Genomic DNA, 15,181 nt, shown 5'->3' on the forward strand with positions numbered 1-15,181 from the left:
CATGGTTGGCAGACAACCGACAAGGATGCAAGCCGTGAACGATAGCGTCGCCAGCTTTCCGACCACCAGGCGCAACCGGGTGAAGCGCCGGCATGACCGTGGCAGCTACGACCATGCGGCTGTCTTCGCGGTGCTGGATGCCGGGCTGCTGTGCCATGTCGCCTATACGTTCGACGGCCAGCCCTATTGCACGCCGACCATCCACTGGCGCGAGGAGGACTGGCTCTACTGGCACGGCTCGTCGGCCAGCCGCATGCTGCGCCATCTGCGCGGCGGCACGCCTGCGTGTCTGACGGTGTCGCATCTCGACGGGCTGGTGCTGGCACGCTCGGGCTTCAACCACTCGGCCAACTACCGCTCGGCGATGTGCTTCGGCACGGCGCGGATCATCGATGAGCCGCAGGAAAAGCTGAAGGCGCTGGCCGGCGTGGTCGACCGTTTCTATCCCGGCCGATCCGAGACCTTGCGGCCGATCTCGGCGCAGGAGGCCAAGGCGACGACGGTGATCGGCATGCGCATCGAAGAGGCGTCGGCCAAGGTGCGCGCCAAGGGCGTCGCCGACGACGAGGAGGATTACGGGCACCCCGTGTGGGCCGGCGTCATCCCGGTGCGGATGGTGGTCGGCGCCGCCGAGCCGTGTCCGAGGCTGCTGCCTGACATGGAGCGGCCGCGGAACCTGGCGGGCTATGCGGAAGGTGAGCGGCTCGATCAGGCGCTGACGCAGGCGCAGAGGGTGTATGAGGGTGAGGGGTAATTGGCGAGGTTGGCGCCGCCCCTCATCTGCCTGCCGGCATCTTCTCCCCGTATAGTGACGGGGAGAAGGACGCGGTCGCCAATGATTTCGCCAATCGCCAACGTTACGGAAAAGGCGCCGGCGTTGCGGCGACCCCTTTCGCCCCGTTTACGGGGAGAAATGTCCGGCAGGACAATGAGGGGCGGCGCCGGCCTTTGTCAATTTATCCACTATCGAGCTTTCGCTGTTCGAAGGCTCTGACTCAATACCACGTTGCCGCCACCACGGCCCCGCGCTATTCCGGCGCAATGATCACCTTCCGCCGTGCGCAAGCCTCCGACCTGCATGACATCGTCGCCATGCTGGCCGACGATCCGCTTGGCGCGGGCCGCGAGGACGCCTCCTTGCCGCTCGCGCAAGGCTATGCCGATGCCTTCAAGGCCATCGATTCCGATCCCAACCAACTGCTGGCGGTGGCCGTCGAGGGCGCCGAGGTGGTCGGCACCTTGCAGATCTCTTTCCTTGCCGGTCTCTCGCGCAAGGGCGCGTGGCGTGGGCAGATCGAGGCGGTTCGGGTTACCGGCCACAGGCGCTCCGGCGGCATCGGCAGGCAGATGATCGAATGGGCGATCGATGAATGCCGCGCGCGCGGCTGTGGCCTCGTCCAGTTGACCACCGACAGGTCGCGCGCGGACGCGCACCGCTTTTATGAAAGCCTCGGCTTCACCGGCAGCCATCTCGGCTACAAGAAGAGCCTCTAGGCACAATTCCGGACGGAAAACCGCTGCATACTTTTCGTGGAATTGCTCGCGGCGTTCGTGCATTGCGCCAGCGCTGGCGCATTCGGGAAATCGTTCAGGCACACTTCAATTCGCGGGCAAGAGAGGATATAGGTCAGGCAAGTTGACCTATATTACAGCGTCTGGGGAGGCGTGACTTGACCCTTATGAACCTGTTGGCTTCGCGCTCGTCGCGCATGAAGGCGTCCGAAATCCGCGAGCTCCTGAAGTTGCTCGACCAGCCCGACATCATCTCGTTCGCGGGTGGCATTCCCGATCCGGCGCTGTTTCCGGCCGAGGCGATCCGCGACGCCTATGCCGATGTGCTGGGTGGTGCAGAGGCAGGGGCGGCTCTGCAGTACCAGGTCTCGGAGGGCTATCTGCCGTTGCGGCGCTGGCTGGCCGGGCAGATGGGCAAGCTCGGCGTCGCCTGCGACGAGGCCAACATCTTCATCACCTCCGGCTCGCAGCAGGCGCTGGATTATCTGGGAAAGCTGTTCCTGTCGCCGGGCGATACCGCGCTGGTGACATGGCCGACCTATCTCGGTGCCTTGCAGGCCTTCAACGCCTATGAGCCGCGCTATGAGCGGCTGACGGTGGACGGCGGCAACATGACGCCCGCTGCCTATCGCGCGGCGGCGACTGCTAATGGCGGTCAGGCCAAGTTCGCCTATCTGGTGCCGGATTTCGCCAACCCGACCGGCGAGACCTTGAACCGCCAGCAGCGCGAGGCGGTGCTCGACCTTGCCGGAGAACTCGACATCGCCGTCATCGAGGATGCCGCCTATCGCGCGCTGCGCTATGACGGCGAAGGCGTGCCGCCGATCCTGGCGCTCGACTGCATCAGGTCCGGCGGCATCGACAAGGCGCGCACACTCTATTGCGGCTCGTTCTCGAAGATCCTGTCGCCGGGCATGCGCGTCGGCTGGGTCTGTGCGCCGCGCCATGTGGTCGAGAAGCTGGTGCTGATGAAGCAGGCCTCCGACCTGCACAGCCCGTCGATCAACCAGGTGGTGATGCATCGTGTGGCCGAAGCGGTGTTCGACGGCCAGGTGGAAAAGCTCATCGGCGCCTATCGCGAGCGCCGCGACGGGCTGCTGGCAGCCCTCGAAGCCAACATGCCGGAAGGCGTGAGCTGGAGCCGTCCGGAAGGCGGCATGTTCGTCTGGGCGACGCTGCCCGAGGGGTCCGATGCCACGGCACTTCTGGCTCGGTCGGTGAAGGAAGCGAGGGTGGCGTTCGTGCCGGGCAGCGCTTTTTATGCCGATGGCAGCGGGCGCAACACGCTGCGGCTATCCTTTACGCTCGCCGACCGCCGCGCGGTGACCGAAGGCATACCGCGGCTGGCGGCCATCCTGAAGGGATAGGCCAGGCGCCAGCTTCCTACGCTGCTACGTTCGCCAAGTGCTGGAGCTTCGAAAGCCTGGCGCGAGCCAGCTTGCCCAGTGATTTCCGGAACCCTTGCTCGCCGGTCTCGACGACGAAGACCAATGTCTTGAAGTCTAGCATGAACTCGTCGATCGCCGCCGTGAGCGCCTGCGACCTGCCGTTGAACCGGCGCAGCAAAGCGTTCGCTTCTTCGATGCCGCTGATGCCGGCGCTATCGATCAGCGCTTCGAGCCTTTGAAAACAGTCCAAGCGAAATTCCTCCCAGCCGCGCCACAAAACCCGGTTGGGGGCGGAAGGTTCCAGTCGGGAGGGATCCCGCGAAAAGAAATCGCCTTCGCCGCTAGAAATTCCTGGATTCGACGGCCCGTGGGAAATCTTTTTGTTCGGGTGGAACCTCCGCGGCCAATAAAAGTTCTTACCCTGTCTGATCCCCCGTCAGACATCTGAAAGCTTGAATATCAGCTTTCCAAAGGCCCGCTGGATCCCCCCTCCTGGCGGGCTTTTTGTTTGCAAGACTGACTGGGTATATGGGGCCGGGCCTGCGGCAGGGGTTGGCAGTTGGAAAGCGTGCCCACATTGACGGCGTCCTGTCCGAACCTAAATTCGAAAGCCTCACGAGGAGGCGTTTTCATGGAAACCCAGGAATTGCATCGCGGCCGGCTCATCGACCATATCCAGCTGGTGGTCAGGGATCTTGCCGCCAGCAAGCGTTTCTACGAGGCGATCTTCCGGGTGCTCGATGTTCCGATCGGAGGTGCCGGCGAGGATTATTTCTGGGCCGATGAACTGTTCATCTCCAGCGCCGACAGCCCGGCGGCGTTGGGAAAACTCACTGGCCGCCATCATCTGGCCTTCCAGGCAAGGGACCATGCCATGGTCGAGGCCTTCTACAAGGCCGGGCTCGCCGGCGGGGGCGAGGACAATGGCGCGCCGGGCGAACGACCCTATCACCCCGGCTATTACGCTGCCTTTCTGCTCGATCCAGATGGCAACAACATCGAGGCCGTCTATCACGGTCCACACAAGCGCAGCGTCCCTTCGGTGAAGATCACCTTCTAGGAAGCAAACGTTATCCTGATCAGAGCGAAACAGCCCTCTGAGCGGCTTTTCATCCATCTCGTATCCCCGTATACGAGATGGAGTTCGCTGCCCGAGGAGTCGCATGAGCCCGCTGCCTGAAACCGTGCCGTTTTTCAGCCAGTGGGAAACGCCGGACATGACCATGGCCGTGCTTGCCGACGGCGCCAAGGTGGCGCTGCGGCGCGATCCGCTGTGGCAGGGGTCGGGGGCCAAGACGCTGGACGAGTATGCGGTCTGGGCCGCCAACATTTGCGGCATGGCCTGCCTGAAGATGATCCTGGCGACCCGCGGCGAGATCGTGCCGACGATCGAACTGGCCAGGCGCTGCACTGGATATGGCGGCTATGTCGTCAACGAGGGGTCGATCAAGGGGCTGATCTACGCGCCCTTCGTCCGTTTCGTGAAGGAGGTTTTTGGACTCCGGGCCGAGGTGATGACCAATGTCGCGACATCAGACATTCCGGCGATCCTGGAGCGGTCGCGCTTCTTCATCGCTTCGGTCAGCAGTTCGATCCGCTGGCCAGAGCGCGAGCCGCCATCGAAGGGCGGCCATCTGGTGCTGGTCACCGCGGCGTCGGACAAGGGTTTCCGCTTTCACAATCCGTCCGGCCATACCAGCGCCACACAGGCAAACGCAGTGTTGGCGCAGGCTGATTTCGACCGCTTCTTTGCCAATCGCGGCATTGCCGTCGCCATTTAATTTTTTGAGAGTTGAGGGATTTCGATGACCGGTAAGACAAGAGTGGCCATCCTCTATGGCGGGCGTTCGGCCGAGCATGACGTGTCGCGCCTTTCGGCCGCCAATGTGCTGAAGGCGATCGACCGGATGCGCTACGACATCGTGCCGATCGCCATTTCCAAAAGCGGCAGATGGCTGCTGCAACAGTCGGCCGCCAGCGACGGGGCAGGGGCGCCGGCATCCGAGGACGAGATCGAGGTCGCCCTGCTGCCCGGCGGCAAGGGCCGGCTGGTCGCCGTGTCGCGGGATGGAACCCAGCCCGACCTGCCGCCGGTCGACGTCGTCTTTCCCGTATTGCACGGGCCGTTCGGCGAGGACGGCTCGGTGCAAGGTTATGCGGAAGTCGCCGATGTCGCCTATGTCGGCTGCGGCATCCTCGCCTCGGCCGCGGCCATGGACAAGGATGCCGCCAAGCGGCTGATGCGCGAGGCGGGACTGGCGGTTGCCCGCTCGCTGACCTTGCGGCGCGGGGAGCCCGTGTCCTTCGAGGACGTCACGGCGAAGCTCGGCCTGCCGGTGTTCGTCAAGCCGGCGCGCCAGGGCTCTTCCTTCGGGGTCAGCAAGGCAACCGACAGCGCTGGCTTCACTGCTGCCGTCGAAGCGGCTTTCCGGCATGACAGCAAGGTTTTGGTGGAGGAATTCGTCGAAGGCCGCGAGATCGAGTTCTCGGTGCTGGAGCGGGCCGACGGCACGCTGACGGTTTCATTGCCCGGCGAGATCATCCCGGCCGGCAAGCACGGCTTCTACACCTATGAGGCCAAATATCTCGATGCCGACGGCGCGGTGGTCAAGGTGCCCGCCGACGTCCCGGAAGCTGTTGCCGACAGGGCCAGGGAGATGGCGCGGCAGGCTTTTCGGGCGCTCGGTTGCGAAGCCATGGCGCGCGTCGATTTCTTCCTGCGCGCCGACGGCAGCCTGCTGGTCAACGAGGTCAACACCATTCCCGGCTTCACCGACATTTCGATGTACGCCAAGGCGCTTGCGGCGTCAGGCATCGGCTACAGCCAGACCATCGACGTGCTGATCGAGCACGCGCTGGCCAGGCATGCGGCGCGTTGATCCTGTTCGGGAGCGGAGTGGCGCAGGGAAGTGGGCCCACGCCAAGCCAGGGCTCGTCTATTAGCCAGCTCTTGAAGGCCATGTGAAGCGTAGTTACATCAATGATCAAGCGTGCATCGCACGCGAACTTAACGCTTTGGTCAAGCTTCATCTATGGAGGTTGTCATGGCTAATACACTCATGGAAGGAAAGAAGGGCCAGGACTGGCTTAATCTGGTCCTTGCCATCTGCCTGTTCATCTCACCTTGGATAATCGGCTTCGCTGCTGAAACCGCTCCCGCATGGAACGCCTGGATTGTTGGCGCCGTGCTGGGCGTCATGGCTCTGGCGGCGCTTGCCGCATTCGCCGAGTGGGAGGAATGGGTTAGTATCGTTCTCGGGCTCTGGCTGATCGTTTCGCCCTGGCTGCTCGGCTTCGTGGCGAACGCGATGGCCACCCACGTCATTCTCGGCGTGCTGGTGGTTGCCGCATCGGGTTGGGCCGTCTGGGACTTCCGTCACCCACACGCGCATGCGTGACCGGTAAACGGTGGGGGCGCGGCGCGCGAGCGGTGGGCTCCTCCGGATTTGAATACGTCCATGCGTTTGTCGTCCAGGCCGCGCAGGCCGGGTTGCCGGCTTGCAATCCTGCGACCGCGCCGTGGATTTCGGTGGGATTGGGTCCTGCCCAGGGAGCTTTGAGCGTGACCTTCGCGCGGGTGGCCCTTATTGCCGTGGCCTTCGTCGCCGCAGCTGCCTTTTCTCCCTTCTCTTCGGCCGGGAGCGAGAGGGTCGCGCTGAGCGTCGCCATCGACGGCGCCATCGGACCAGCAAGCACCAGGCAGCTCGAGGACGCGCTTGATGCAGCCACCACGCGGGGCGCCGAAGTTCTCATCCTTCAGCTCGATACCCCAGGCGGACTGGTCACCTCGATGCGCGAGATGATCGCCGATATCCTCGCTTCGCCGGTGCCTGTCATCGGCTATGTCGCGCCAGCCGGTGGCCATGCCGCCAGCGCTGGAACCTATATCCTCTACGCCACCCATGTCGCGGCGATGGCGCCCGGCACCAATCTGGGTGCGGCGACGCCGATTGAGATGGGTGGGCTGCCGTCGCTTCCCGGCGGCGACAAGGACAAGGACGAGAAGGACGCCACCGGGCGGCCGGCGGGCGACGCGATGATGGCCAAGGTGACCAATGACGCGGTCGCCCTGATCCGCTCGCTCGCGGAACTGCGCGGGCGCAATGGCGACTGGGGCGAGAAAGCCGTGCGCGAAGCTGCGAGCCTGTCGGCCAATGCGGCGCTGCAGGAACATGTTATCGATTTCGTCGCCGGCGATACCACCGAGCTGCTGCAACTGGCCGATGGGCGCACCGTCGACGTGGGCGGCAAGAAGCGAGTGCTGGCGACGAAAGGGCTGCCGGTCGAGGCGCTGGAGCCCGGCTGGTTCATCCGGCTGCTCTCCGTCATCACCGATCCGAACGTCGCCATCATCCTGATGCTGATCGGCGTCTATGGCATCATCTTCGAGTTCACCAGCCCCGGCGCGGTGGCGCCCGGCGTCATCGGCATCATTTGCGTGGTGCTCGGCCTCTATGCGCTCAATCTCTTGCCGATCAACTATGCCGGCTTTGCCCTGATGCTGCTCGGCATCGCCTTCCTCGTCATCGAGGCCTTCAATCCCACCGTCGTGCTTGGGCTCAGCGGTGTGGCCGCCTTTCTGCTCGGCTCCACCATGCTGCTCAAGACCCAAGGTCCGGGCTTCGAGGTGTCGTGGGCCGTGACCGGCGCCGCCGCCACCGTCACGCTCGGCCTGGCATTGCTCACCGGCACCTATCTCTGGGCGGCGCGCAGGAGCCTGCCGCGCGTCGGCGGCGAGGCGATGCGCGGCTTGCCGGCCGAGATCCTCGACTGGCAGGGCGGTGAGGGCCATGTGCTGGCCCAGGGAGAGCGCTGGCGGGCGAAGGCCGACGAACCCGTCGCACTGGGTGACAGCGTCGAGGTGACCGACATCAGGGACCTCGTGCTGACGGTGCGGCGGCGCGATGCGGGAAGGAATGGAGCAAGACAATGATGATTGGTTATGTGGCCTATCTGATCGTTGCGCTGGTCGTGATCATGTTCCTGTCCGCGGCCATTCGCATCCTCAGGGAATATCAGCGCGGTGTGGTCTTCACGCTCGGCCGCTTCACCGGGGTCAAGGGTCCCGGTCTCATCATCCTCGTCCCCTTCATCCAGCAGATGGTGAAGGTCGATCTGCGGGTGGTGGTGCAGGACGTGCCGCCGCAGGACGTGATTTCGCGCGACAACGTCTCGGTGAAGGTCAACGCGGTGCTCTATTTCCGCATCGTCGACGCCGAGCGGGCGATCATCCAGGTCGAGGACTTCATGGCCGCCACCAACCAGCTGGCGCAGACCACATTGCGCTCGGTGCTCGGCAAGCACGAACTCGACGAGATGCTGGCCGAGCGCGACAAGTTGAACAGCGACATCCAGGAGATCCTCGACCAGCGGACCGATGCCTGGGGCATCAAGGTCTCCAATGTCGAGATCAAGCATGTCGACCTGAACGAGAGCATGGTCCGCGCCATCGCCAAGCAGGCCGAGGCCGAGCGGCTGCGGCGCGCCAAGGTGATCAATGCCGATGGCGAGCAGCAGGCTGCGGCAAAGCTGGTCGAGGCAGGCAAGATGCTGGCGCAGGAGCCGCAGGCCATGCAGTTGCGCTATTTCGAGGCGCTGCACGATATCGCCGGCGAGCGCTCGTCGACGGTGGTGTTTCCGCTGCCGATGGACCTGCTGACGATCTTCACCAAAAAGCCGGACGGAGCCAAGTGAACTGGCCTCGTGCGGCGAGCAGCCACGCCGCCCAAAATGAATCGTCGTTGCGTGCATTTCCGGCTCTTGCCGACCTCACGGAGCGCCATAATTCCATTCAAGGCTGAGCGAATTCAGCTGCTGAATAGGAGGCGTCCGTGAAGCATCAAACCGTTGACCAACTGCATGCCGTTGCCGACGTCCACGCCGAGGCAACCTATCTTGTCGCGACTCGAGGCGAACGCCTCGAACGCTGGGCGCAGCTTCTGGAGCAAAATCCCAACAGGTGCCTGGGGGCGCTGACGGGGACCGAGTACCAATCCGTGGAGACGCGCGAAAGAATGCGTTCCGCGGGATCACCGATCACAGTTGCTTTCGAAGATCCGATCTTTCGCGCGCTGGGCTTGAAGGAGGATACCTACGGTGAGGCCAAGCGCTTCTTCGAGCTGACCGATTGGCAGCTCCACGACATTGTCTGTCATTGCCATGTCGGCGCCACGATGCCGGCACGATGGGCCGCGTCCCGTGTCCGCGCGGCAATGTCGGGAAGATCCGGTTTCTTCGCATGGCTGCGAGGAGCGTTTCTGCACTGATGGCCGATGCTCCGGCTGGTAAACATCGCGCACGGTGTCGGCTGAGCGACTGCTTGAAGATCGATGAGGCGGCAGCGAGGCTCTCCGCCTCCTGTCGATTGTTCTGGATGGTGCCGCTTGTAGGTTGCCAGCGGTCGATCGAACACTATGTCGAGCGAGCCGATCTCATCGCGTCGAACATGGGAACGCTGACAACAGCATCCGATCTCGCCATCCCGGCGCAGGCATGGGATGCGTTTCCTCGAGCGGGCGGCGCGGCCAGCTGATGGACTGAGAGAGTTGCACGCCGGCTCAATATGCCAGATCATGGCGGCTGGCAGGGGGAGACATCGAGTGGCGGCCAATCATCGAAACGGCACGGCGTCTCCGGCTGATGGGTCGGAGGACATGCTTTCGGCCGCCGCGCCCCGCCCACGAACCGCGTTGCCCAACGTGGCAACCACCGTCACCACGGTGGCGGCGCTGTATTTCGGGCGCGAGGTTTTCCTGCCGATCGCGATCGCGCTGTTGCTGACCTTTGCGCTGGCTCCGCTTGTCTCGGCGCTCAAGAAGGTCGGCATACCCCGGATTGCCGCCGTCATCGCCAGCGTGCTCGGCGCCTTCGCGGCGCTTGGCCTGTTCTCCTTCATTGTCGCCACGCAGGTCAGCGAACTGGCGCAGAACATCCCGGTCTACCAGACCAACATCCTGACCAAGATCCGTTCGCTCAAGGAAACCGGGGTCGGGGGAGGGATCATTGCCCGATTGAGCCAGGTGGTCGAGCGTGTCGGACAGGAGATCGACAGGCAGGATGCCTCGCTGCCGGCCGCCACCCCGGAAAAGCCGCCGCGCGAGCCGGTGCCCGTCGAGATCGTCTCGCGTGAAAGGCCGCTCCAGGTCCTGCAGAACATCGTCGGGCCGCTGATCAGCCCGCTCGGTTCGGCCGGGCTGATCATCGTCGTCGTCATCTTCATGCTGCTCGAGCGGGAGGATCTGCGCGACCGCTTCATCCGGCTTGTCGGTTACGGCGACCTCCACCGCACCACCGAGGCGCTTCGGGATGCCGGCAAGCGGGTAGGCCGCTATCTCTTGATGCAGTTGGTCGTCAACATCGTCTACGCCATACCGATCGCGATCGGGCTCTGGATCCTCGGCATTCCGAATGCCTTGCTGTGGGGGCTGCTGGCGCTGGCGCTGCGTTTCGTTCCCTATATCGGCCCGATCATCGGCATGCTGCTGCCGCTATTCCTGGCGCTGGCCGTGGCGCCGGGCTGGTCGCTCGTCCTGTGGACGGCCGCCCTGTTCGTGGTGATGGAACTGATCACCGGCAACGTCATCGAACCCTGGCTTTACGGTTCGCGGACGGGGCTGTCGCCGCTGGCGATCATCGTCGCGGCGATCTTCTGGACGTGGCTCTGGGGGCCGCTCGGGCTGATCCTGTCGACGCCGCTCACCGTCTGCCTGGTGGTGCTGGGCAGGCATGTGCCGCAGTTTGAATTCCTCGACGTGCTGTTCGGCAACGAGCCCGTGCTCGAACCTCATGCGCGCCTCTACCAGCGGCTGCTGGCCGGTGATCCCGAAGAAGCCACCGACCATGCCGAGGAGATGCTGGAGGAGAAATACCTCGTCGAATTCTACGACAAGGTTGCCATACCGGCACTGCTGCTGGGTGAGCGCGACCGGGTGCGCGGCGTCATGGGCGACCTGCAAAGACGGCAGGTGGCGGCCAGTGCCCTGACGCTGGTGGCCAACCTCGATGACAGCGCGCAGGAGGAAGCGGGCGCGGAGGAGGAACCGCACGTGGCCGCAGAAGCGGGTAACGATAGCGATTCCGGCGGCGAGGACGAGACCGAGTTGCCCGATGGCACCGGCCTAACAGTGCTTTGCGCCGGCGGGCGCGGCGAGCTCGACGATGCGACTGCCGCGATGCTGGCGCAGGTGCTTGAGGTCCAGGGCGCGACAGTGTCGAGGGCTGGCTTTGCCGATATGGAACCGTCAAGCATTCGTCACCTCGACCTCGGCACCGTCGACACCGTCGTGGTCGGCTTCCTGAACCGGGATTCCTTCAAGCACGCCCGCTTTCTGGTTCGCCGGCTGAAGCGCGCGAAGGCCGCACTGCGGGTCGGAATCGTGTTCTGGTCGGAGACCGCTGCTGAGGACAAGGAAACGGCGGCCAAACTGGCCCAGGACATGAACGCCGATTTCGTGGCGCATGGCATGGTCGACGCCGTGCTGGGCGCGCTGTCAAACGAGCCGCCGGTTGCCCTCAAGCTGATCGCCAAACGCCGCATGCGCCGACAGCGGGCGGCCCCCAAGAAGGTTGCGGCAGCGGCGGCGAGTTAGGTCGAAACTCGGAATAATCGAGTTCAGCCCCGAAACAGATCCTCAGAGGTGGAAGGCGCGCATGGCTTACGCCTCGAAGCCGCCATTGGCATCGTCAGGTGCGGATGCGACGAAAAAGCGTTTCTACGATCACGTTGAACCGCTCCGGGTCATCAAACGCCCGGGCGGCAAGCATGGCTCCGTATACGGTCGCCATGAAAGCTTGCGCCTCGACCTCGGGGGATGCCTCGAGATGCACAGCCCCCTGCTTTACACCGAGTTCCAACAGCCGCTCCAGCCATTTGCCGAGGTCGACGAAATGACCGCGGACCGAAACTGCCACCTCTTCGGGCAGGCCGGGCAATTCGGCCGCCAGCACGGCAGCCAGGCAGAAGGGCGCGGACTGATCCTTGATACAGCGTTCCCAATAGCCTGTATAAAACCGCAGCTGATCCAGTGCGACCGGCGAGCCTTCCTCCAGCACCGCACTCTGGGCTCGGATACCGGTGCGCGCTTGTTCAACGACTGCCACGACCAAATCGACCTTGGAGGGGAAGTGATGGTGAATGCTGGCCTTGCGGATACCAAAGCGTTCCGACAGGTCGGCATAGCTGAAGCCGTTGTAGCCGACACGCATGATCAGCTGGGCGGCTCCGCCAACCAGTTTGCCTGCGGTGTCACTCAGTGCAGCGTTCATTGTCACCCTTCCGGTAGTTGAGGTAGGAAATTTTGCCGATCCTCGCAAGGTTTGTCCGAGCCAGCGGAACAGGAGCGCGGCTTGACCGCCAATCCTTGTGAAAGGAGATGCGCCGTCCTCCAGGAAGACGGCGCATCGGGCTTCACGTCAGGATATCGGACAGGTCTTCAAGGAGCGCATCTAGCTGGCGATCCGCGGTGACTTCCGAAGGATGTCGCTGACCGTCAGCCAGACAGCCGAGACCAGGAAATAGAAAGCGCCGAACGCAGCGTAGGGTGCGACATTCGTGATGCCGATATCTTCAATGCCGCCGGCCATCTTCACAAAAAAGATGCCGGCCAGTGCCGATTGAGCGCCGCTCAGGATCATCGCCCACTGCGCGCCGCTGGTCTTCCAGCGCCGCAGCGCGGTAATCAGTTGAAACAGGCCAGATAGAGCAGCCCAGACGCCGTAGACCGCGAGCACTGCGTTCATACTGCTGGTCAGCGCGACAGCGACCGCCAGGGTGGCAAGCACGCTGACGACAAAATTCAGCAACTGCGACTTATTGCGGTTCAATCCGCCGGTGCGCTGGGCATCGACGACATTCGCAAGGGCGTCCCAGGCAGGATACGCCACCAGCATGATCGCGGCCAACGGCGGCATGGTCTTGGCGAGGGTAAAGGCTAGTGCGACCCATGCCGCGGAAACGCCGAACCGGACAAAATAATAGCTTTTGAGCCATGTGTTCGAAGCTTGGGCGAGGATGTCAGTGTTTTGAACAGGCATATCGGTTTCCAATGTTGGTTGATGAGCGATCTACCTACTAGAAGGTAGTTTAACTTTGGTCAACCGATTTCACCGCTCATCGAGTAAGTTTGGCTGAGGGCGAGGGCTGGCCGTGGCCAGAGGCCGGGCGCCCCTGGGCGAGACTGCGCGGCACCGCAACGCCAGAAGAGCCGTGGCTGCTGGATCTCGATCGGACGTCATGCAACCTTTTGATTTTTAAGCCGTTACCGCCCTTATGTCAGGGGTTGCATCCAAGCCGAAACGGGCCGACGGCGCCAAACCACGCGGTGCTGAAAAGTCGCGCCAGGAAAAGGCATCGGCTGTCGAAGCCGCGCCTGAGGTCGACGGCCAGGCCGCGCCGCCACCCGATGCCGTCGAACCCGATCCAGAACTGACGCCCGAGGAGGCGGAGCAGGCGCGCAAGCGATACTTGCTGCGGCGTTTCTGGATCAGCGCCCGCGATTTCTGGAGCCGGCGCGGCGACCGGCTGGCGTGGCCTTTTACGACCGGACTGCTGATGCTGATATGCATCAATATCGGCTTCCAGTATGGGATCAATCGCTGGAACCGCGCGATTTTCGACGCCCTCGAGCAACGCGATGCCCATAACGTATATTTCCTGAGCGCAGTTTTCGTGCCGCTCGTGCTCGCAAGCGGAAGCCTTGTCGTTGTACAAGTCTTCCTTCGCATGACGATTCAGCGCCGCTGGCGTTCCTGGCTCACCACCGCGGTCATCGCGCGTTGGCTGGCAAGCGGCCGCTACTATCAGTTGAACCTCGTCGGCGGCGATCACCAGAACCCCGAAGCCCGCATCACGGAGGATTTGCGGATTGCCACCGAATCCCCGGTCGACTTCACCGCCGGTGTCATCAACGCGTTTCTGTCGGCCTCGACCTTCATCGTGGTGCTGTGGACGATCGGCGGGGCCCTGACCCTGACGATCGCAGGTTCGACCATCACTGTTCCCGGCTTCCTCGTCATCACGGCAATCATCTATGCCGCGATCACGTCCACCTCGATGGCGGTCATCGGCCGCCATTTCGTCCACCTCTCCGAGGAGAAAAATCAGGCGGAAGCCGAATTCCGCTACACGCTGACGCGCGTGCGGGAAAACGGCGAGAGCATCGCATTGCTCGGCGGCGAGGAGGAGGAGCGTAACGGCATAGACAAGAATTTCGCCCATGTGCTCAGGCAATGGGCGCTTCTTACAGGCCAGCATATGCGCACGGCGCTGGTGTCGCAGGGCTCGAGCCTGTTTGCGCCGGTCGTGCCGATTTTGCTTTGCGCGCCAAAGTTCCTCGAAGGCTCGATGACGCTTGGACAGGTCATGCAGGCTGCCTCTGCCTTCGCCATCGTGCAGGGCGCGTTCGGATGGCTGGTCGACAACTATCCCCGTCTTGCCGACTGGAACGCCTCCGCGCGGCGCATAGCCTCGCTGATGATGTCGCTCGACGGGCTTGAGCGCGCCGAACAGAGCGATGCGCTCGGGCGTATCAACCGAGGCAAAACCAAAGACGGCGCGATGCTCAGCCTGGACAATCTCTCGGTGACGCTCGACGACGGCACTTCCGTGGTCAAGGAAACCGAGGTCGTGATCGAACCGGGCGAGCGGGTGCTGGTGGCGGGCGAATCCGGTTCGGGCAAATCGACGCTGGTGCGGGCCATTGCGGGCCTGTGGCCGTGGGGCGGCGGCGGCGTCAATTTCCACGCCGGCAGGCGTCTGTTCATGCTGCCGCAACGCCCCTACATCCCCTCGGGGACCCTGCGCCGCGCGGTAGCCTATCCTGCGGCGGCGGATAAGTGGACGATCAAACAGATCAAGGCCGGACTCGACAAGGTGGGCCTTGGCTATCTTGCCGACAGGATCAAGGAAGAAGCGCCATGGGACCAGACGCTGTCGGGCGGCGAAAAGCAACGCCTCGCCTTCGCGCGCCTGCTGCTGCATCGCCCCGACATTGTCGTGCTGGATGAAGCGACCTCGGCGCTCGACGAAAAGAGCCAGGACAAGATGATGGAGACTGTGATCCGCGAATTGCCTGATGTCACCATCATAAGCGTGGCGCATCGCGCCGAACTGGAGGCCTTCCATAGCCGCAAGATCACATTGGAGCGGCGCAAGGGCGGGGCAAAGCTTGTCAGCGATATCGATCTGGGCCAGCGCAAGGGCAGGCGGAACCTGCTCGGGCGCGCCCTGTGGGGCTCCGGCGCTCGCAACAGAAGGCAATAGTGAGCTTCACTAGAGCGGAAGA

At 63.5% G+C, this 15,181-nt stretch carries 16 protein-coding genes; 13 read left to right on the plus strand and 3 right to left on the minus strand.

From position 1 onward, the window contains the following. Nucleotide 1: 1 nt before the first annotated feature. The 3 genes from ACZ89F_RS09045 (at nucleotide 2) to ACZ89F_RS09055 (ending at nucleotide 2,879) form a co-directional block, all read left to right on the plus strand. Complete coding sequence (locus tag ACZ89F_RS09045; RefSeq protein WP_476091376.1) at nucleotides 2-754, plus strand: pyridoxamine 5'-phosphate oxidase family protein; 753 nt, start codon at nucleotides 2-4, stop codon at nucleotides 752-754. Nucleotides 755-1,041: 287 nt separating this feature from the next. Continuing rightward, nucleotides 1,042-1,494, plus strand: coding sequence for an N-acetyltransferase family protein (locus ACZ89F_RS09050; RefSeq protein ID WP_476091377.1), 453 nt, complete (start codon nucleotides 1,042-1,044; stop codon nucleotides 1,492-1,494). Between the two features lie 185 nt (nucleotides 1,495-1,679). Then, entirely contained in the window at nucleotides 1,680-2,879 is a 1,200-nt protein-coding gene (locus tag ACZ89F_RS09055) for an aminotransferase-like domain-containing protein (protein WP_476097251.1), read from the plus strand. Nucleotides 2,880-2,895: 16 nt separating this feature from the next. Here the strand turns inward: ACZ89F_RS09055 and ACZ89F_RS09060 are convergent, their stop codons facing one another. After that, nucleotides 2,896-3,150: a hypothetical protein gene (locus ACZ89F_RS09060; RefSeq protein WP_476091378.1), complete on the minus strand. Its 255-nt coding sequence runs from the start codon at nucleotides 3,148-3,150 to the stop codon at nucleotides 2,896-2,898. Nucleotides 3,151-3,531: 381 nt separating this feature from the next. Between ACZ89F_RS09060 and ACZ89F_RS09065 the strand changes: the two genes are divergently transcribed. The 9 genes from ACZ89F_RS09065 to ACZ89F_RS09105 all read left to right on the plus strand — a co-directional run bounded on the left by ACZ89F_RS09065 (nucleotide 3,532) and on the right by ACZ89F_RS09105 (nucleotide 11,488). Beyond that, nucleotides 3,532-3,960, plus strand: a complete 429-nt coding sequence (locus ACZ89F_RS09065) for a VOC family protein (RefSeq protein ID WP_476091379.1) — start codon at nucleotides 3,532-3,534, stop codon at nucleotides 3,958-3,960. 103 nt (nucleotides 3,961-4,063) lie between these two features. Next, nucleotides 4,064-4,681 carry a C39 family peptidase gene (locus ACZ89F_RS09070; protein WP_476091380.1) on the plus strand — a complete coding sequence of 206 codons (618 nt, stop codon included), beginning with the start codon at nucleotides 4,064-4,066 and terminating at the stop codon, nucleotides 4,679-4,681. A gap of 24 nt (nucleotides 4,682-4,705) precedes the next feature. Continuing rightward, nucleotides 4,706-5,779 carry a D-alanine--D-alanine ligase family protein gene (locus ACZ89F_RS09075; RefSeq protein ID WP_476091381.1) on the plus strand — a complete coding sequence of 358 codons (1,074 nt, stop codon included), beginning with the start codon at nucleotides 4,706-4,708 and terminating at the stop codon, nucleotides 5,777-5,779. 165 nt (nucleotides 5,780-5,944) lie between these two features. Further along, entirely contained in the window at nucleotides 5,945-6,298 is a 354-nt protein-coding gene (locus ACZ89F_RS09080) for an SPW repeat protein (RefSeq protein WP_476091382.1), read from the plus strand. A gap of 164 nt (nucleotides 6,299-6,462) precedes the next feature. Next, nucleotides 6,463-7,833: an NfeD family protein gene (locus ACZ89F_RS09085; protein ID WP_476091383.1), complete on the plus strand. Its 1,371-nt coding sequence runs from the start codon at nucleotides 6,463-6,465 to the stop codon at nucleotides 7,831-7,833. Then, nucleotides 7,830-8,594 carry a slipin family protein gene (locus ACZ89F_RS09090; protein WP_476091384.1) on the plus strand — a complete coding sequence of 255 codons (765 nt, stop codon included), beginning with the start codon at nucleotides 7,830-7,832 and terminating at the stop codon, nucleotides 8,592-8,594. Before ACZ89F_RS09085 ends, ACZ89F_RS09090 begins: the two co-directional genes overlap by 4 nt. A 137-nt stretch (nucleotides 8,595-8,731) precedes the next feature. Further along, entirely contained in the window at nucleotides 8,732-9,166 is a 435-nt protein-coding gene (locus tag ACZ89F_RS09095) for a hypothetical protein (RefSeq protein ID WP_476091385.1), read from the plus strand. Then, entirely contained in the window at nucleotides 9,166-9,432 is a 267-nt protein-coding gene (locus ACZ89F_RS09100; protein ID WP_476091386.1) for a hypothetical protein, read from the plus strand. The genes ACZ89F_RS09095 and ACZ89F_RS09100 overlap by 1 nt, the downstream gene beginning before the upstream one ends. Before the next feature lie 67 nt (nucleotides 9,433-9,499). Next, complete coding sequence (locus ACZ89F_RS09105; protein ID WP_476091387.1) at nucleotides 9,500-11,488, plus strand: AI-2E family transporter; 1,989 nt, start codon at nucleotides 9,500-9,502, stop codon at nucleotides 11,486-11,488. A 94-nt stretch (nucleotides 11,489-11,582) separates the two neighbouring features. Here the strand turns inward: ACZ89F_RS09105 and ACZ89F_RS09110 are convergent, their stop codons facing one another. Together ACZ89F_RS09110 and ACZ89F_RS09115 are read right to left on the minus strand one after the other, a co-directional pair. Beyond that, nucleotides 11,583-12,164, minus strand: a complete 582-nt coding sequence (locus ACZ89F_RS09110; RefSeq protein WP_476091388.1) for a TetR/AcrR family transcriptional regulator — start codon at nucleotides 12,162-12,164, stop codon at nucleotides 11,583-11,585. A gap of 180 nt (nucleotides 12,165-12,344) precedes the next feature. Continuing rightward, nucleotides 12,345-12,932 carry a DUF308 domain-containing protein gene (locus tag ACZ89F_RS09115; protein ID WP_476091389.1) on the minus strand — a complete coding sequence of 196 codons (588 nt, stop codon included), beginning with the start codon at nucleotides 12,930-12,932 and terminating at the stop codon, nucleotides 12,345-12,347. 235 nt (nucleotides 12,933-13,167) lie between these two features. Between ACZ89F_RS09115 and ACZ89F_RS09120 the strand changes: the two genes are divergently transcribed. Further along, nucleotides 13,168-15,159 (plus strand): ABC transporter ATP-binding protein/permease, encoded by a 1,992-nt coding sequence (locus tag ACZ89F_RS09120; protein ID WP_476091390.1) that lies wholly within the window; start codon nucleotides 13,168-13,170, stop codon nucleotides 15,157-15,159. The last annotated feature ends 22 nt before the right edge of the window (nucleotides 15,160-15,181 follow it).

The sequence above is a fragment of the Mesorhizobium sp. USDA 3734 genome (assembly GCF_056279665.1).